This window comes from Providencia sp. PROV201, from assembly GCF_028479545.1.
GTDB lineage: Bacteria > Pseudomonadota > Gammaproteobacteria > Enterobacterales > Enterobacteriaceae > Providencia > Providencia huaxiensis.
In genome coordinates this window covers 42,595-61,405 of the sequence record NZ_JAMPNW010000011.1, presented here as the reverse complement: position 1 = coordinate 61,405, position 18,811 = coordinate 42,595, and the positions used below count along the sequence as shown (strand labels likewise).

Sequence of the window (18,811 nt, the reverse complement as noted above, 5' to 3'; positions counted from 1 at the left end):
AGGAAAACATGAAACAATTGATTTGCCAGGAACCTAAAAAATTAGTCTACCAAGAAGTCGCTGAACCTACAGCTCAAGTTGGGCACGTAAAAATAAAAATACATGCAGTTGGAATATGTGGAACTGATATTCATGCATGGGGAGGAAATCAGCCATTTTTCCAGTATCCACGAGTATTAGGTCATGAAATATCTGGAACTATTTGTGAGGTTGGTTCTGATGTCACTCAATGGAAAGTAGGGCAACGTGTTGCCGTGATGCCTTATGTGGCTTGCTATGAGTGTGGGGCTTGCAAAAGTGGTAAAACAAATTGCTGTGAAAAAATTTCGGTGATTGGTGTTCATGAAGATGGTGGTTTTTGTGAGTTCTTAAACGTCCCACAAAACAATGTGTTAGCCATTGCGGATACCGTTACTGATATTGATGGGGCGTTAATTGAACCTTTTTCGATTAGTGCTCATGCCGTGAGGCGTGCACAAGTTAAGCCTCAAGATACTGTTCTAGTCGTAGGGGCGGGTCCGATAGGGCTTGGTGTCGCTGCGATTGCTAAAGCGGACGGTGCTAACGTATTAGTTGCTGATACCAGTGAGGCACGTCGCCAACATGTTGAAAAGGTATTAGGTTTAAAAACGTGTGACCCTGCGGCTGAAAACTACTTATCAAGTATTGAAAGCCATTTTTCAGGCATGCTTGCAGAGAAAGTCATTGATGCAACGGGGAACCAACACGCAATGAACACTGCAGTGAATTTAATTCGTCATGGCGGTTTGATCGTGTTTGTTGGGTTATTTAAAGGTAATTTATCGTTTCCAGACCCTGATTTTCATAAGAAAGAAACAACAATGATGGGAAGTCGTAATGCAACGCTTGAAGATTTTAATAAAGTTGCAAGGTTGATGGCGGAAGGGAAACTCGCGAGTGAAATGATGCTAACTCATCAATTTGATTTTAATTCTATTGGTGATAGTTATGAGCAAGACGTGATTAATAACCGTGAGCTAATTAAAGGTGTTATCTTATTTTAATACACATCAAGCCATTTAATCAGTAAAAAACACCCACACAAAACAGTCGAATTGTGTGGGTGTGAAAATTCAATAAGTTACCGGATTAACGTTTTAATGATTCCGATAATTCATTTTTCATGACAGACAGTATGTCTCTAACAACGCGTGGGCTACCTGCGACTAAGTTACCTGATGCGATGTAATTATGGCCGCCAATAAAGTCAGTCATAATACCGCCAGCTTCACGCATGATCAGCTCACCACCTAAGAAGTCCCAAGGTTTTAAGCCAATTTCAAAGAATGCATCAACACGACCGGAAGCAACATAGCATAGGTCTAATGCGGCAGAACCCGTACGACGGAAATCAGCACATTTGTCGAACATTGCAGTCATGATATTCATATATACCGCAGCGTGTTGTTTTTGTTTGAAAGGGAAACCTGTCGCAACGATAGCGCCATCAAGGTCGCGTTTTTCATCGATACGAATACGATAACCGTTAAGCTGAGCGCCTTGTCCACGTACTGCGCTAAATAATTCATTACGCATTGGGTCGTAAACAACAGCAACTTCTGTACGGCCTTTAACGCGTACAGCGATAGAGACAGAAAAATGAGGGAGGCGTTTTGTGAAGTTGGTAGTGCCATCCAGTGGATCGATTACCCATTGAATATCATCATCTTTACCAATTAACTCACCACTTTCTTCAGTGATAATCGTGTGGTCTGGATATGACTTGCGGATGATTTCAATAATTAGCTGCTCAGATTCATGGTCAACGTTAGTAACGAAATCGTTAGTGCCTTTCTGAGTGACTTTGATATTGCTAGGCATTTCATAGTTTTTAGCTATGTGATTACCGGCCTTACGTGCTGCACGTATGGCGATGTTAAGCATCGGATGCATGGGCTTTTTCCACTGGAATGTTAAAGAACGAAAAACTTGAGTGCCGAAGTATATAGATGTTCGTCACAATAAGCAATTTTGTGTTAAGCTATTGCGATAATTTTTTCATGAAACGTATAAACCATGTTAGATAATATCCGTATTGTTCTTGTTGAGACCTCACACACTGGTAATATGGGCTCAACGGCCCGCGCAATGAAAACCATGGGGCTTTCTAATCTCTATCTTGTTAATCCTCTTGTTGAACCAGACTCACACTCTATTGCGCTTTCTGCGGGGGCGAGTGATGTTATTGGTAATGCAACAATCGTTAAAACCCTCGATGAAGCCTTAGAAGGTTGTAAGTTAGTGATCGGCACCAGTGCTCGTTCTCGCACCTTATCTTGGCCAATGGTTGAGCCGCGTGAATGTGGCGTTAAATCTGTAGAGCAATCGAAGGAATCTCCCGTTGCTATCGTTTTTGGCCGCGAGCGAGTGGGGTTGACCAACGAAGAACTACAAAAATGTCAGTATCATTTATATATCCCCACGAACCCAGAATACGGCTCTTTGAATTTAGCGATGGCGGTTCAACTGGTGAGTTATGAGATACGCATGGCGTATCTTTCAATGGATGAAAAAAATACGGTAATTTCAACAGATGATGAGGTAGAATACCCGCCATCAGAAGACGTTGAGCGTTTTTATGTTCACCTTGAAAGCGTGTTGAATGAATCGGGTTTTATTCGTAAAGCACACCCTGGCTTAATTATGAATAAGTTACGTCGGTTATTCACACGTGCACATATTGAAACCCAAGAGTTACATATCCTGCGGGGTATTTTAACGTCAATGGAAAAATGGGCGAAAAAGTGAGGCGAAATCCACGGTAAAAACAGGCAAATAATACTTGAGTAAATTAGTCAGGTAAATAGTTGACTAAATTACTCAGGAATGTCACAATCTGACCATAATTTACCATGGAGTAATATGTTATGAGACTCACTTCCAAAGGGCGTTACGCAGTAACTGCGATGTTAGATGTCGCATTACACTCTCAGTCAGGTCCAGTGCCTTTAGCTGATATTTCTGAACGTCAGGGGATTTCCCTCTCTTATCTTGAGCAACTTTTTTCTCGTTTACGTAAAAACGAGTTGGTTTCGAGTGTGCGCGGTCCAGGCGGTGGTTATTTGCTTGGTAGAGACGCAGACCAAATCTTTGTTGCTGAAGTAATCGCTGCGGTAGATGAATCTGTTGACGCCACCCGCTGTCAGGGTAATAAAGAAGGTTGCCAAAATGGCGACCGCTGCTTAACTCACGCATTATGGCGTGATTTAAGCGATAGAATTACAAGTTTCCTTAGCAGCATTAGCCTTGATGAACTGGTTAAAAACCAAGAAGTCATGGTTGTTGCTGATAGACAAGATAACGAACAGCGTAAAACCATGCCTAATGGGATTACACCTGAATCGATTATCAATGTACGTGCTTAAAAATATTAAAAAAATTGCAGTCGGTACACCTCGGTGAGTTGTTAGACGAAGAGCTAATTTCCGCCATTTGTATCTTTAAAAATTAAAGGCAAGTTACCTTGTCCTTTGGAGTAAGTGAGCAATGAAATTACCAATTTATCTTGATTATTCAGCAACAACACCGGTTGACCCGCGTGTGGCTGAAAAAATGATGCAATGTTTAACAATGGATGGGAACTTTGGTAACCCAGCGTCCCGTTCTCATCGTTTCGGCTGGCAAGCGGAAGAAGCGGTAGATATTGCTCGCAATCAAATCGCCGAATTAGTGGGCGCTGACCCACGTGAAATCGTGTTTACTTCAGGCGCAACTGAGTCTGATAACTTAGCGATTAAAGGCGCTGCTAATTTCTATAAAAAGAAAGGCAACCACATTATTACCTGTAAAACGGAACATAAAGCCGTTTTAGATACCTGCCGCCAATTAGAGCGTGAAGGTTTTGAAGTGACTTACTTGTCACCGCAAAGCAACGGTTTAATTGCTATGCAAGACCTACAAGACGCTATCCGTGAAGACACCATTTTAATTTCTATTATGCATGTTAATAATGAAATTGGTGTGGTGCAGGATATCGAAGCTATTGGTGAATTATGCCGTAGTAAAGGGATTATTTTCCACGTTGACGCAACTCAAAGCGTGGGCAAATTGCCCATCGACCTGAATGCGTTAAAAGTTGATTTAATGTCATTTTCTGCGCACAAACTCTATGGCCCAATGGGTATTGGGGCACTGTATGTCCGCCGTAAACCACGTGTTCGCCTTGAAGCACAACAGCACGGTGGTGGTCATGAGCGCGGTATGCGTTCTGGGACATTACCTGTACACCAAATCGTTGGTATGGGCGAAGCTTACCGTATTGCCAAAGAAGAAATGGCTGCGGAATCTGAACGCTTACGCGGTTTACGGTTACGTTTGTGGAACGGCATTAAAGATATCGAAGAAGTTTACCTCAATGGTGATTTAGAACACGGTGCGCCGCACATTCTGAACGTCAGCTTCAACTATGTTGAAGGTGAATCACTGATGATGTCATTAAAAGATTTGGCTGTATCTTCAGGTTCTGCATGTACTTCTGCAAGCCTAGAACCTTCTTATGTACTGCGCGCTTTAGGGATGAATGATGAGCTGGCACATAGCTCAATCCGTTTCTCTTTAGGTCGTTTCACGACAGAAGAAGAAATTGACTATGCAATCAAAATGATTCATGGCGCAATTGGCCACTTACGCGAGCTGTCTCCTTTATGGGAAATGTTCAAAGACGGCGTAGATCTTAACAGCATCGAATGGTCTCACCATTAATCAGACGGTTTCAGGAGTTTAAAAATGGCTTACAGTGAAAAAGTTATCGATCATTATGAAAACCCACGTAACGTTGGTTCGTTTGACAACAGCGACCCAAGCGTCGGTAGCGGTATGGTAGGTGCACCTGCCTGTGGTGACGTCATGAAATTACAGATTAAAGTAAATGATGACGGCATTATTGAAGATGCACGTTTTAAAACTTATGGTTGCGGTTCAGCAATTGCATCAAGTTCACTGGTGACTGAGTGGATGAAAGGCAAAAGTTTGGATGAAGCGGAGTCAATCAAAAATACAGCAATTGCAGAAGAGTTAGAATTACCACCAGTGAAAATTCACTGTTCAATTCTAGCGGAAGACGCAATTAAAGCTGCTATTGCTGATTACAAAAGCAAACGCCAAAGCAAATAAGTTTTTAATCAGTCTATAGGGCAACCCATATTAATAAATAACAACAAGTTATCGTCCTATAACTGGAACAATACTCATGCCATCTAGGCTAAACATCGCTGAGTTTCTTAGTTTAGAAATCGGGTGGGTATAAAATAATTTGAAGGCGGATGCGACTCATGAGTAGCATCTGCCTTGTTTGTTTCTAAAGTGAGGTTTGCAATGTCTATTTCTCTTACAGAAAGTGCTGCGCAGCGTATTCAATCCTTTCTGCAAAATCGTGGAAAAGGCGAAGGCTTGCGTTTAGGTGTAAGAACTTCAGGTTGTTCAGGAATGGCTTATGTTCTTGAATTTGCTGATACAATCAATGAAGAAGACACAGTTTTTGAAGATAAAGGTGTGAAAGTCATCATCGATGGCAAGAGCATTGTTTATCTTGATGGTACTGAGCTGGATTTCGTGAAAGAAGGCTTAAACGAAGGGTTTAAATTTAATAACCCTAACGTCAATAGTGAATGCGGATGCGGTGAAAGTTTTCACGTATAATGCGTTTTATTAAGCCTAATTTTTGGCCAATCTTACTAATTTTATTTTATTAGTGGTATTGGTAACCGGTTCGAGAAACTGAGCACTTATGGATTATTTTACTCTTTTTGGGTTGACTCCCATCTATGCCATCGATAGCGAACAACTGACGTTACGTTTTCAAGACTTACAGCGTCAATACCATCCTGACCGTTTTGCAACCTGTTCTGAACAGGAGAAAATGCAAGCACTGCAAAAAGCAGCAAATATTAATGCTGCCTACCAAGCCCTCCGTCATCCGCTAAAACGCGCGGAATATATGCTTTCATTGCATGGTTTTGATATTAATAACGAACAACATACTATGCATGACACGGCATTTTTGATGGAGCAGCTTGAGCTACGTGAAGAGTTAGACAATATTGAGAACAGTGATGATGCACTTGATCTGTTGGCTAAATTTATGCAAAACGTTAAACAAATGCAGCAAGCACGAAGTGCCCTGATGGTGACAGAACTGGATGCCATGGAGTGGGAAAAAGCCGCTGATACAGTACGTAAACTACGTTTTCTCGATAAGCTTCAGCAGCAAGCAGAGCAACTCGAAGAACGATTACTAGATGAATTTTAAGAGAAAACGATTATGGCGTTACTACAAATCAGCGAACCCGGTATGACAGCAGCTCCGCATCAACGCAAATTGGCTGCAGGCATTGATTTAGGTACCACCCACTCTTTGATTGCGACAGTGCGCAGTGGTGAAGCTGCAGCTTTGCCTGATAGCCAAGGGCGCTTTTTATTACCATCGATTGTTAATTATCAACCCGAAAGCAAATTAGTGGGATGGGAAGCGAAACAACTTGCCGAGCAAGACCCGGTCAATACCATTATTTCAGTGAAACGTATGATGGGGCGTTCATTAGCCGATATTCAAAAACGCTACCCTGACTTACCTTATCAATTGACTGCCAGTGAAAATGGTTTGCCGTTTATTCAAACCGTGGCTGGCCAAGTTGACCCAATCCAAGTTTCTTCTGACATTCTAAGAACATTAGCAAAACGTGCAGAAGAAACCTTAGCGGGGGAAATGGATGGCGTAGTGATCACGGTTCCTGCTTATTTCGATGATGCTCAGCGTCAAGGTACGAAAGATGCGGCTCGTCTTGCAGGCTTACATGTATTACGTTTGCTGAATGAACCGACTGCCGCCGCGATTGCTTACGGATTAGATTCAGGGCAAGAAGGGGTGATCGCGGTATATGATTTAGGCGGTGGGACTTTTGATGTGTCCATTTTGCGCCTGAGCCGTGGAGTCTTCGAGGTGTTGGCGACGGGGGGCGACACTGCACTTGGTGGTGATGATTTCGACCAAGTATTGGCACAGTGGATTGCTGAACAGGCAGGCGTTTCATTACAAGGCGATCACCATTTAAATCGTCAGTTATTAAATGTGGCGACAGAAACGAAAATTGCCTTAAGTGCATCTGAAGTTGCGACGATCACCCTTGGTGATTGGCAAGGTGAAATTCAACGTGAACAGTTTGAAGCACTTATTGAAACTCATGTTAAACGCACTTTAATGGCTTGTCGTCGTGCATTGAAAGATGCAGGTGTTGAAGCGCAAGAGGTACTGAACGTTGTTATGGTCGGTGGCTCGACTCGCGTGCCATTAGTACGCCAAAAAGTCGGGGAGTTTTTCGGTAAATCACCTCTGACATCCATCGACCCAGATAAAGTCGTAGCAATTGGCGCCGCCATTCAAGCAGATATCTTAGTAGGGAACAAGCCCGACAGCGAAATGTTGTTATTGGACGTGATCCCGTTATCCCTTGGCCTAGAGACCATGGGGGGATTGGTTGAAAAAGTGATCCCGCGTAATACGACGATCCCAGTTGCTCGTGCTCAAGAATTTACCACATTTAAAGATGGGCAAACGGCGATGAGCGTTCATGTGGTGCAAGGTGAACGTGAAATGGTAGCAGATTGTCGTTCATTAGCTCGCTTTACCTTGCGTGATATTCCTGCAATGGCAGCTGGTGGTGCGCATATTCGTGTGACTTTCCAAGTGGATGCGGATGGGCTATTAAGTGTTAGCGCTATGGAGAAATCCACGGGTGTAGAAGCCTCTATTCAAGTTAAGCCATCATATGGGTTAACGGATAATGAAATTTCAAACATGATTAAAGATTCAATGACTAACGCGCAAGATGACTTAAATGCGCGCCGCCTAGCGGAGCAAAAAGTTGAAGCAGCAAGAGTGCTTGAAAGTTTAACGAGCGCATTAGCCCAAGATGGCAATTTACTGACGCCAGAAGAAGAGTCAGGAATTGATAATGCGGTCAATGAGTTAATTAAAGCGGTTGAGGGTACAGACCCAATCGCAATTGAAAATGCCATTAAACAACTGGATAAGCAATCGCAGGAGTTTGCCGCGCGTCGTATGGATACCTCCATTCGCCAAGCGTTGTCAGGCCATTCTGTGGATGAGATATAATTATGCCTAAAATAGTTTTTTTACCTCATAGTGATTTATGTCCAGACGGTGCGGTTGTCGAAGCACAAGAAGGCGAATCTATTTTAAATGTTGCACTACGCAGCGGTATTGAGCTTGAGCACGCCTGTGAAAAATCCTGTGCTTGTACAACTTGTCATTGTATCGTTCGTGAAGGTTTTGACTCACTGGAAGAAAGTAGTGAACTCGAAGATGACATGCTAGACAAAGCATGGGGACTAGAGCCAGAAAGCCGTTTGAGTTGTCAGGCGCTGGTGACGGATGAGGATTTAGTGGTAGAGATACCACGTTATACTATCAATCACGCCCGCGAACACTGATTTTTGTCATACTTCACGCTGTAGCGTTGTTGGCTTCTTTCACTAACCCTAGTCACATACTTGTGTATGCTCCTAGGGATTAGCTCATTTGCCGCCTAGCTACAACGTGAATTATTTAAAAAATCGAAGTGCTTGTTATGCATTGTCATACTTCACGCTGTAGCGTTGTTGGCTTCTTTCACTAACCCTAGTCACATACTTGTGTATGCTCCTAGGAATTAGCTCATTTGCCGCCTAGCTACACACAAACTATTTAGAGCATGACTAAAATTAGAGCACTGAATGACTTGTATGAAGTACATAAATGTCTCTGACAGATATAGATAAGAGAGGGTGTCGTGAGTTTAAAATGGTCAAATAGCCGTGAAATCGGAGAGGCACTGTATGACGCATTTCCCGATGTTGATCCAAAAACGGTGCGCTTTACCGATATGCACCAGTGGATTTGCGATTTAGACGAATTTGATGATGATCCGCAAAAATCGAATGAAAAAATCCTAGAAGCGATTTTGTTAGTTTGGCTGGATGAATTCGAATAACGAGGGATTTATTCTAAAGACCGAGCGACTATTAGAAATAGTGCTCGGTTTTTTATTTTATATCAGCACTATAATGATATCCCTATTAGCATTTATCAGTTAAGGTAATGCCATCTGCTGACAGAATAAATGGGCTTTTGCTGTCTGCAAAAATAGACAAAGTGAGAAAAACGATGACAAAACAAATTATGCCAGTAATGATTTCTTGTGAGCCAGCTGCACCTTGTTGGGGCGAAGGCGCATTGTTAAGCTCTAGCGATAAAGGGATGACAATCCACCTGAAACATGCAGGTAAATTATGTGCAGTACAAAGCGCTGGCCGTAAATTAGATGGCCAAGGGATCCGCAATGTTGCTTTGGCTGGCGAAGGCTGGGATTTAGAAAAAAGCTGGGCATTTTGGCAAGGTTTTCGTGCACCAAAAGGGGCTAGAACGATTGAATGGCCTGTATTGCCAGAAGCGGATCGTAAAGAGTTAGAAAACCGTATTCGTACCATTGATTGGGTACGTGATGTCATTAATGCACCGGCAGAAGAGTTAGGGCCAGAGCAACTCGCACAACGCGCCATTGATTTACTCTGCACGGTGGGCGCACAAGACATTAGTTACCGTATTATTAAAGGTGATGATTTATTAGAACAAGGTTATACCGGTATTCATACGGTTGGTCGCGGTTCAAGTCGTCCACCGGTCTTTTTAGCGTTAGATTACAACCCAGGTGCGAACCCAAATGCCCCTGTTTTTGCTGCGTTAGTGGGTAAAGGTATTACCTTTGACTCAGGTGGCTATAGCATCAAACCTTCCTCTTCAATGAATTCAATGAAAGCGGATATGGGTGGTGCTGCAACATTAGCGGGTTCATTGGCATTGGCGATTTCGCGTGGCTTACAAAAACGCGTGAAAATGTTCCTGTGTATTGCTGACAATATGGTTAGCGGCAATGCATTCAAGTTGGGTGATATTATTCGTTACCGTAATGGTAAGTCCGTTGAAATTATGAATACAGATGCGGAAGGTCGTTTAGTACTAGCCGATGGTCTGATTGATGCGAGCAAAGAAAAACCAACGTTGATCATCGATGCAGCAACCTTGACAGGCGCAGCGAAAATGGCTGTGGGTAATGATTACCATTCAGTATTGAGCTTCGATGATAAGTTAGTCGCTGACTTAATGAATGCGTCAGATGCAGAGTTCGAATTATTTTGGCGTTTACCATTAGCTGAATTCCATCGCCAACAATTACCGTCAGGCTTTGCCGATTTAAACAACATTGCAGCGCCATCTCATACCGCGGGTGCAAGTACAGCGGCTGCCTTTTTATCGCACTTTGTTGAAAATTATCGTCAAAACTGGGTACATATTGACTGCTCAGCAACTTACCGTAAATCCGCTGTTAGCTTATGGGCTGAGGGCGCAACCGGTACAGGTGTAAGAACATTGGCTAACTTATTAATCAGTAAATCAAAGTAGCGAATGTTTGATTGATAACAGGCACGGGAAGGTGACTTTTCGTGCCTATTTTTTTATCTTGACGTATTTGCGAGTATAATAAGCGATTCTTTTTAATAGCAGGGGATTGGCAATGTCGCAGCAATCGAATAATAACAGTTCCAACCAAGAAACTGAGATCCAATTTACTGAATTAACCGTGCCAAAAGGTTCATCACTTAAATTAAGTGTGTTAGAAGAACAGCCACAAGCCATTGTTGAGGCGCTGACTGAATTTTTTAAACAATACAAAGTGGTTAGACGCGGTTTTATGGTTTCCGCAATAGAGAACGATGACGCGCAAGAAACGCCTATCTTAATGATAGCATTGGAATTTACCGCAGGAGCGGAAAATATTGATACCATTATTCATGAGGCGGGAACACTTGCTTGTGAGTTCTTAGCTGATGACGAATCTATTGATTTTTGTGTGGTGAATGAAAATGAGCAAGGTGTTAGCCACTTTATTACTCAACACGTTCAACCTTTTTATCAGCGTCGTCTTGGTAGCTTCTTACGAGATACAATCCCAGTAAAAAATACCTAATAATTTCATGTATAGAGTGAGGAAAATACTTTTCTCACTCATAAAATGCATATTGGTCATTAATTAAATATATATTCTGCTTACTATTTAAAAAATATTATTTCATTTCTCTGTTTTTCTCTCCCATCATTTTTTCCGTTTTGTCTGATAGGTGTTCTTATTACATTCTGTTAAATTATATTGATAATTAAAACACTATCAGCAGCATTTATCTGTGTGTATTTTAAACGATTTAAACGTATATAGTGTGGTTTTAACCTTCTGTTAAAACCGTAAAAATAGAATACATTTTAACTAATTAAAGGGCGGGCGGTAATGAAACAACAATCAAGTTGGGCTTCATTGGCGGGTCTAAAAACCAAAAAACGTTATTTAGCACTTGCGTTAGCATCGGTCGTGGCATTGGCCGGTTGTGATAATGCAGATGAAACAACCAAAAATGAGCCAAATGTTTCAACAACAGCGCCAGAAAACCAAACCAAAACAGCGCCAGTTGCAGAACAGAAAAAAGTAGCACCGAAACTTTCCGCTGAAGAAATGGTAAAAAAATATGCAGGGAAAGATTTAACCATTTTGGATGCATCTGAATTACAACTTGATGGTGCAAGTGCCATGGTGGTGACATTCTCCGTGCCATTGCAAGCCAACCAAGACTTCGGCCAGTTTATTAACCTTATTGATGTTAAATCAGGAAAATTGGATGGAGCTTGGGAGCTGTCTGATAACCAGATGGAACTACGCTTCCGTCACCTTCCACCCTCTAAAGAATTAAATTTAACCATTAACCCAGGTATTAAAGCGGTTAATGAGCGTACAACGACCGACAGTTTTGAGAAAAAACTGACCACAGCACAAATTATCCCAACGGTTGGTTTTGCAAGTAAAGGCTCCTTATTACCGAGCAAGGTCGCCCAAGGCTTACCTGTGATAGCCTTGAACGTTGATAAAGTCGACGTCAATTTCTTCCGTGTAGATGAAAAGCAATTGCCACAATTTTTAGCGCAGTGGCAATATCGCAGTAATTATGAGTATTGGTATTCAGAAGAGTTTCTCGACAAAGTGGAGCTGGCTTATACCGGCCGCTTTGATTTAAACCCAGATAAAAATACCCGCCAAACCATTTTGCTGCCACTCAAAGATGTCAAAGAGTTGCAGCAAGATGGCGTATATTTGGCCATCATGCAAAAAGCAGGCAGCTATAGTTATCAATTCCCTGCGACCGTCTTCACATTGAGTGATATTGGTGTGTCACTACACAGTTACCAAGACCGTGTCGACATTTTCACCCAATCCTTAGCGAAAGGCTCCGCAATTAAAGGTGTTGAGCTGCGTATTTTGGATGAAAAAGGCCAGTTAGTGACAAAAGGCACGACAGATGGCGATGGTCATGCCCAGTTAGATAAATTAGCGGGTGGAAAATTATTACTGGCAACCCACGAAGGGCAAACCAGTATGATTGATTTAACTCAGCCTGCACTTGATTTATCTGAATTCGACATTTCAGGGCCGGAAGGCTACGCAAAACAATTTTTCACCTTTGGGCCTCGTGATTTATATCGTCCGGGTGAATTGCTACTGGTCAATGGTTTATTGCGTGATGGTGATGGTAATCCGGTTAAAACTCAACCAGTTAAAGTTGATGTATTAAAAACGGATGGGCAAGTGGTTCGTAGCTTTGTTTGGCAGCCGGAAGAAAACCAAAATGGGCTATATCAATATCAATTTGAAATCCCTAAAAATGCAGAGACAGGCGGTTGGTCACTGCGCTTTGATTTAGGTGATGGCTCGCCACTGCGTTATTACAAATTTAATGTTGAAGATTTCATGCCTGAACGTATGGCGCTAGAAATCGTTGGTAGCGATGTGCCGCGTTTAACTGATCAATCCGTGGATTTTGATATTCAAGGGCGTTATTTATATGGTGCGCCAGCGGCAGATAACCAGTTACAAGGCCAAATTGTGTTAAAGGCCAATCGCGAAGCGGTAGCAAAATTACCGGGCTTTGAATTTGGTGCTGTCAACGAGGAGGGCTTACCACGTAAGTTGGATGAGTTTGACCTAACGCTGGACAGCAACGGTGAAACGGTGATTTCAATTCCAAACAGTAATTGGAGTTCAACACGTTCACCGATTTCAGCTGTTTTACAAGCAAGTTTGCTTGAAGCAGGTGGCCGTCCAGTGACGCGTCGTGCTGAGCAAGCCATTTGGCCGGCGGAAAAATTGGTCGGTATTCGCCCATTATTTGCTAAGAAAGAAATTTATGATTACCGCACAGACCGTTATGTCAAACGCCATAATGTAGATGAAAACTCGCTTGCTGAGTTTGAATTAGTCATGGCAGATGCGGCGGGTAATAAACTGGCGGCAGAAAACTTAACAGCGCGTTTAGTGTACGAACGCCGTGATTATTACTGGAGTTGGTCTGAAAGTGGTGGCTGGTCTTCAAATTATGACCAAAAAGACCTCGTTATGGCGAATGAAAATATTGTCATCGCCAAAGACGGGACTGCGAAAGTGTCTTTCCCTGTGGATTGGGGCGCATTCCGCCTAGAAGTCGTCAACCCAGAAAATCAGCTCGTGTCGAGTGTCCAGTTCTGGGCAGGGTATTCATGGCAAGATAATACGGGGGGAAGTGGTTCAGTTCGCCCTGACCAAGTGAAACTTAGCCTAAATAAACCTGCGTACTTACCGGGTGAAAAAGCCAAAGTTCGCATTGAATCCCCTAAAGCAGGTAAAGGATATATATTGCTCGAGTCGAGTAATGGCCCACTGTGGTGGGAAGAAATCGACGTGCCAGAAAAGGGCTTAGACGTTGAAATTCCAGTCAATAAAGAGTGGGCTCGTCATGACCTTTACGTCTCAGCAGTTGTGGTTCGCCCAGGAGATGACTCTAAAGAAGCCACGGTGAAACGTGCGGTGGGTGTGTTGCATTTACCGATCGCAGATGAGAACCGTAAAATAGCGTTGGCTCTAACGACGCCAGACAAAATGCGTCCTAATCAAGACTTGACGGTAAAAATTAAAGCGACCGCACAAGACGGAAAACCATTACCTGAAAAAGTGAATGTGTTGTTATCAGCGGTAGATACTGGTGTATTGAATATCACGGATTTCAAAACCCCAGACCCGTATGACGCTTTCTTTGGCCGTAAGCGCTATAGTGTTGACCAATATGACGTTTATGGTCACTTAATTGAAGGCCAAGGTAAGGTTGCTAACCTGCGCTTTGGTGGTGACAGCGAAGAGGCGGCATTAGAGCGTGGTGGTATGAAGCCACTCACTGAAGTGCAAATTATTGCTGAGCAGGCTAAGCCTGTCACATTAAATAAAGACGGTGAGGGTGAAATTAGCCTTGCTATCCCTGATTTTAACGGCGAACTCCGCGTGATGGCGCAAGCATGGAACGAAAAAGAGTTCGGCCATGCAGATAGCAAAGTGATTGTCGCGGCACCATTAGTGACACAAATGTCGATGCCACGATTTATGGCTGGCGGTGATAAGTCTTACTTTGCACTTGATTTGACCAATATGACGGATAACACGCAGAATGTGACCGTCAACTTCAAGGCATCAGGAATGGTGAAACTTGATGGTGTCAGTAGCCGTGAGTTAGCGTTACCGAAAGGCAAACGCACCACGATTAACTTACCAGTCAAAGCAGACTACGGCTTTGGTGAAGGCGAAGTGTCGATGACCATTAATGGCATTAACATTCAAGGCGAAGCCAATAAAGATTACAGCAACAGTTGGAAAGTTGGCGTTCGTCCGGCACAACCGGCAGAAACCGTTTCGTTTGCAACCGCTATTGAGCCAGGTACCTCATGGGCACTGCCAATTAACCAGATTGCGGGCCTACAACCAGATACCATTGAAGGGCAAGTGCTATTAACGAGCCGTCCACCGTTAGATGTTTCTCGTTATATTAGAGAGTTATTTGCTTACCCATATGGTTGCTTGGAGCAAACTATCAGCGGGTTATATCCATCATTATTCTCAACTCAAGCTGAGCTGAATAAGATAGGGATTAAAACGCAAACGGATGCAGACCGCCATAAAGCGATTGAAATTGGTATTCCGCATTTGTTAAGTATGCAACGTAATGATGGCGGTTTCTCGTTATGGGATAGAAACGGCCGCGAAGAGTATTGGTTAACCGCATATGCAGCGGATTTCTTGAATAAAGCGAATCAGCGTGGGTTTACGGTTCCCCAAGAAGCTATCAGTAACGCAAACACGCGCTTATTGAGCTATTTACAAGATGGCAACCAAATCAATTATCCTTATACGGAAAATCAGGCAGGCGCGCGTTTCGCAACCCAAGCTTATGCAGGCTTAGTATTGGCGTCACAGCAAAAAGCACCTCTAGGTGCATTACGTCAACTTTATAACCAAAGAGATCATGCCGCGAGTGGCTTACCACTTGTTCAGTTAGGCGTTGCGTTGAACTTGATGGGGGATAAATCACGTGGTGAGAGCGCGGTGATTGACGGGCTGAAAAAACAGCGTAATCGCTACAGTTATGTCGGGGATTACGGCTCAGTGATCCGTGACGATGCGATGATTGTTGCGCTGTTAAATGAATATAATTTAATGCCAAAATCGCGCGACCAAAAACTGCAAACTTTGTCTAATAATTTGACTTCTCAACGTTATTTCTCGACACAAGAGAGCAACGCGTTGTACTTAGCGGGCCGTTTCTACTTAAATGAAAGTGAAGCCCCATGGAAAGCAACGATTAATGGCCAAGAACCTCCGATGGTTTCAGATAAACCTGTGAGTGAGTTCCTGAGCAAAGGTCAATTAGAAACAGGCTATAGCATCGAAAACAGTGGAACCAATACCCTGTATACACGCTTAAACGTAGTGGGGTATCCGCAACATTCACCGAAACCAAGTTCGAACGTATTAGGAATCACTCGTAGTTACTATGATATGAAAGGCAATCGCATTTCATTAGATAGACTAAGAAGCGGTGAAATGGTGGTGGTTAAGCTGGAAGTTCAGGCATCCCAAAGTGTGCCAGATGCGCTAGTGGTTGACTTGCTGCCTGCGGGCTTAGAACTAGAAAACCAAAATTTAGCGAACAGTAGCGCTAATTTGAGTGAATCTGCACCGAACCTGCAAGAACTGATTGATGATATGCAACAATCACAAATTCGCCATATGGAATACCGTGATGACCGTTTTGTGGCTGCCGTTGAAGTACAGCAATATCGACCAACGACATTAGTCTACTTAGCGCGGGCAGTGACACCGGGTGTGTATAGCATTCCAGTACCACAAGTTGAATCAATGTATGTCCCTGACTGGCGTGCGACTGGCTATTCTGATGGCCAATTAGAAATCGTTCGTTAATCTCCTCTTAAAGCCCTTATATTAATACTCAAGATATAAGGGCTCTTTTAATTTATTTTCGGTACTCCCATCAATGAAAAAATGGTTACGCCGCACAGGCATTACACTGGTTCTGTTGGTCATTATTTTGCCACTGGCTTTTCTAGCGGCTGATAAAATCTGGCCGTTGCCGATTAAGCAAATTGAAATGGCACGAACCGTGGTTGCAGCGGATGGCACACCATTGTGGCGCTTTGCAGACAAAGAGGGTATTTGGCGCTTTCCGGTTACACTCGAGGAGGTTTCTCCTGATTTTATCGAAGCGTTATTAACCTATGAAGATCGCCATTTTTATCGCCATCCGGGGGTAAACCCGTTTTCGCTAGTTAGGGCTGCGGGGCAGTTTGTGAGTTCGGGGCGCATTGTGTCAGGCGGTAGTACCATTTCGATGCAAGTTGCGCGGTTAATTGACCCCCATGAAAGAACATTGGGTGGTAAGCTAAAACAACTTTGGCGTACGGCTCAGCTTGAGTACCACTATTCAAAAGATGAAATTTTAGAGATGTATTTAAACCGCGCTCCGTATGGCGGAACGATTGAAGGGATTGGCGCCGCTAGCTGGGTATATTTGAATAAGTCACCGGCAAAATTGACAGCGAGTGAAGCGGCTCTCTTTGCTGTTTTACCCCAAGCCCCTAGCCGCTTAAGGCCAGACCGTTATCCAGAAAGAGCACAAGCCGCTCGTGATAAGGTGTTAGACCGGTTAGAGGAATACCAGGTCTGGAGCCCTGAAAAAGTTACTGATATTAAACAAGAACAGATTTGGTTAGCACCGCGAAAGAATCCACATTCAGCCCCCTTGCTGGCAAGGCGGGTGACCAAGGGGACGCAAGAGTCCATCATTGAAACCACTATCGATGCCAGCTTACAAAGGCAGCTGGAAGATATGGCAATGAATTGGAAAAACCAACTGCCAAAACAAACGTCACTGGGGATTTTGGTGGTCGATCATACGGATATGGCCGTGAAAGCGTATATTGGCTCCATTGATTTCCAAGATGATAGCCGTTTTGGGCATGTCGATATGGTAAGCGCTTGGCGCTCCCCCGGCTCAACGTTAAAACCATTTTTATATGCATTAGCGATGGATGATGGGCTCATCCACGCGGAATCGTTATTACAAGATGTTCCGCGGCGCTTTAATGATTATCGTCCCGGTAACTTTGACAGTGGTTTTAATGGCCCTGTGAGTGTCAGCGATGCATTAGTTCGCTCATTGAATTTACCCGTAGTGCAGTTGTTAGATGTGTATGGCAGTAAACGATTTACGGCTCAACTCCGCAATGTTGGGACTGAACTGCGCTTTCCGTTAGGCAGCGAGCCAAATTTGTCGCTAATTTTAGGCGGGACAGCTACACGGATGGAAGATTTGGTTTCCGCTTACAGCGCATTTGCGCGAAAAGGTAATGTGTCACCGCTGCGCTTTAAACCCACCGATGAAATTCGTGATAGAGCGCTGATGTCACCGGGCGCAGCATGGATAGTGCGCCGAATTATGGGTGGGGAAGCTCGTCCTGTACCGGATCCTAATTTATCAGGGCAAATAAATTTGGCATGGAAAACAGGGACCAGCTATGGTTATCGTGATGCGTGGGCGATTGGTGTTAATCCACGTTATACCATCGGTGTTTGGGTTGGGCGGCCTGATGCCACGCCTGTTGCAGGGCAGTTAGGTTTCGCCACAGCGATCCCTATTATGAATCAAATAAATGGCATGTTACTGAGCAAAATTTACCAATCACATGAGCCGTTACCAAAAGATGTGAAACCTGCCAGTGTAAGCCAAGCGGTGATTTGCTGGCCGGGTGGCACAGCATTGCTGAAAGATGACAATAATTGCCGCCAAAGGCGTCTTAGCTGGATCTTGGATAATACGATCCCACCGACTTTAATGGCGCGAGACCAAGAGTCGTTATTAGGATTAAGGCAAAAAATTTGGGTCAATGAGAAAGGGCTCCAAGTTGCGGCTGATTGCCCGAATGCCCAAGAAAAAGAAGTGCATTTATGGCCAATTACGGTGGAGTCATGGTTACCAAACAGTGAAAAACGGGAAAATCGGTTACCTAAAGCGGATTCAGTTTGTCCTCCTATGAAGTTAGAAATGCCGCCATTATTGATTTCTGGTATACGTGATGGTGAAGTATTACAGCGTTTACCTGGTAAAACTAGCTTAGACTTGCGTTTAGTCACACAGGGTGGGCAAGGGCAGAAATGGTGGTTTTTAAACGGAGAACAAGTGAATACAACCGAGCAAAACGGTTCTATTTTGCTAACACTCGATAAAAGTGGAAGCTACCAAATTTCAGTATTAGATTTAAGCGGCCAAGTAACGGCAATAAGCTTTAGAGTGAAGTAATAGATGAAAAACGTGACTT

General features: G+C 43.5%; 15 protein-coding genes. 14 read left to right on the top strand and 1 reads right to left on the bottom strand.

The window, feature by feature from the left end:
- Window positions 1–8: 8 nt before the first annotated feature.
- On the top strand, window positions 9–1,025 hold the full coding sequence (locus PR809_RS11045; RefSeq protein ID WP_102137544.1) for a zinc-binding alcohol dehydrogenase family protein: 1,017 nt from the start codon (window positions 9–11) through the stop codon (window positions 1,023–1,025).
- Window positions 1,026–1,110: 85 nt separating this feature from the next.
- Here PR809_RS11045 and suhB read toward each other — a convergent pair whose 3' ends face one another.
- Entirely contained in the window at window positions 1,111–1,914 is an 804-nt protein-coding gene (gene suhB, locus PR809_RS11040) for an inositol-1-monophosphatase (RefSeq protein ID WP_102137545.1), read from the bottom strand.
- A gap of 123 nt (window positions 1,915–2,037) precedes the next feature.
- Here suhB and trmJ point away from each other — a divergent pair, with 123 nt between their 5' ends.
- From trmJ to pbpC, 13 genes are all read left to right on the top strand, one after another.
- Entirely contained in the window at window positions 2,038–2,769 is a 732-nt protein-coding gene (trmJ, locus tag PR809_RS11035; RefSeq protein ID WP_102137546.1) for a tRNA (cytosine(32)/uridine(32)-2'-O)-methyltransferase TrmJ, read from the top strand.
- Window positions 2,770–2,888: 119 nt separating this feature from the next.
- Window positions 2,889–3,386 carry a Fe-S cluster assembly transcriptional regulator IscR gene (iscR, locus tag PR809_RS11030; RefSeq protein ID WP_004264917.1) on the top strand — a complete coding sequence of 166 codons (498 nt, stop codon included), beginning with the start codon at window positions 2,889–2,891 and terminating at the stop codon, window positions 3,384–3,386.
- 121 nt (window positions 3,387–3,507) lie between these two features.
- Window positions 3,508–4,722, top strand: a complete 1,215-nt coding sequence (locus PR809_RS11025; RefSeq protein ID WP_004264915.1) for an IscS subfamily cysteine desulfurase — start codon at window positions 3,508–3,510, stop codon at window positions 4,720–4,722.
- A 24-nt stretch (window positions 4,723–4,746) separates the two neighbouring features.
- Window positions 4,747–5,133, top strand: a complete 387-nt coding sequence (gene iscU, locus PR809_RS11020) for a Fe-S cluster assembly scaffold IscU (RefSeq protein WP_004264914.1) — start codon at window positions 4,747–4,749, stop codon at window positions 5,131–5,133.
- 201 nt (window positions 5,134–5,334) lie between these two features.
- Window positions 5,335–5,658 carry an iron-sulfur cluster assembly protein IscA gene (gene iscA / locus PR809_RS11015; protein WP_004912669.1) on the top strand — a complete coding sequence of 108 codons (324 nt, stop codon included), beginning with the start codon at window positions 5,335–5,337 and terminating at the stop codon, window positions 5,656–5,658.
- Between the two features lie 88 nt (window positions 5,659–5,746).
- A complete protein-coding gene (hscB, locus tag PR809_RS11010; protein WP_206277015.1) occupies window positions 5,747–6,268 on the top strand; it encodes a co-chaperone HscB in 522 nt (173 codons plus the stop codon).
- A gap of 12 nt (window positions 6,269–6,280) precedes the next feature.
- Complete coding sequence (gene hscA, locus PR809_RS11005; protein WP_206277016.1) at window positions 6,281–8,131, top strand: Fe-S protein assembly chaperone HscA; 1,851 nt, start codon at window positions 6,281–6,283, stop codon at window positions 8,129–8,131.
- A 2-nt stretch (window positions 8,132–8,133) separates the two neighbouring features.
- Window positions 8,134–8,469, top strand: a complete 336-nt coding sequence (fdx, locus tag PR809_RS11000) for an ISC system 2Fe-2S type ferredoxin (protein ID WP_004912660.1) — start codon at window positions 8,134–8,136, stop codon at window positions 8,467–8,469.
- A gap of 338 nt (window positions 8,470–8,807) precedes the next feature.
- The gene (gene iscX / locus PR809_RS10995; protein ID WP_166267534.1) at window positions 8,808–9,008 is read left to right on the top strand and encodes a Fe-S cluster assembly protein IscX; all 201 of its coding nucleotides are present in this window, start codon (window positions 8,808–8,810) and stop codon (window positions 9,006–9,008) included.
- 173 nt (window positions 9,009–9,181) lie between these two features.
- Window positions 9,182–10,477: an aminopeptidase PepB gene (pepB, locus tag PR809_RS10990; RefSeq protein ID WP_166267532.1), complete on the top strand. Its 1,296-nt coding sequence runs from the start codon at window positions 9,182–9,184 to the stop codon at window positions 10,475–10,477.
- A gap of 112 nt (window positions 10,478–10,589) precedes the next feature.
- A complete protein-coding gene (locus tag PR809_RS10985; RefSeq protein WP_102137549.1) occupies window positions 10,590–11,042 on the top strand; it encodes an enhanced serine sensitivity protein SseB C-terminal domain-containing protein in 453 nt (150 codons plus the stop codon).
- Window positions 11,043–11,357: 315 nt separating this feature from the next.
- Entirely contained in the window at window positions 11,358–16,397 is a 5,040-nt protein-coding gene (locus tag PR809_RS10980) for an alpha-2-macroglobulin family protein (RefSeq protein WP_206276576.1), read from the top strand.
- A gap of 73 nt (window positions 16,398–16,470) precedes the next feature.
- The gene (gene pbpC, locus PR809_RS10975) at window positions 16,471–18,792 is read left to right on the top strand and encodes a peptidoglycan glycosyltransferase PbpC (RefSeq protein ID WP_166267528.1); all 2,322 of its coding nucleotides are present in this window, start codon (window positions 16,471–16,473) and stop codon (window positions 18,790–18,792) included.
- Window positions 18,793–18,811: the final 19 nt, after the last annotated feature.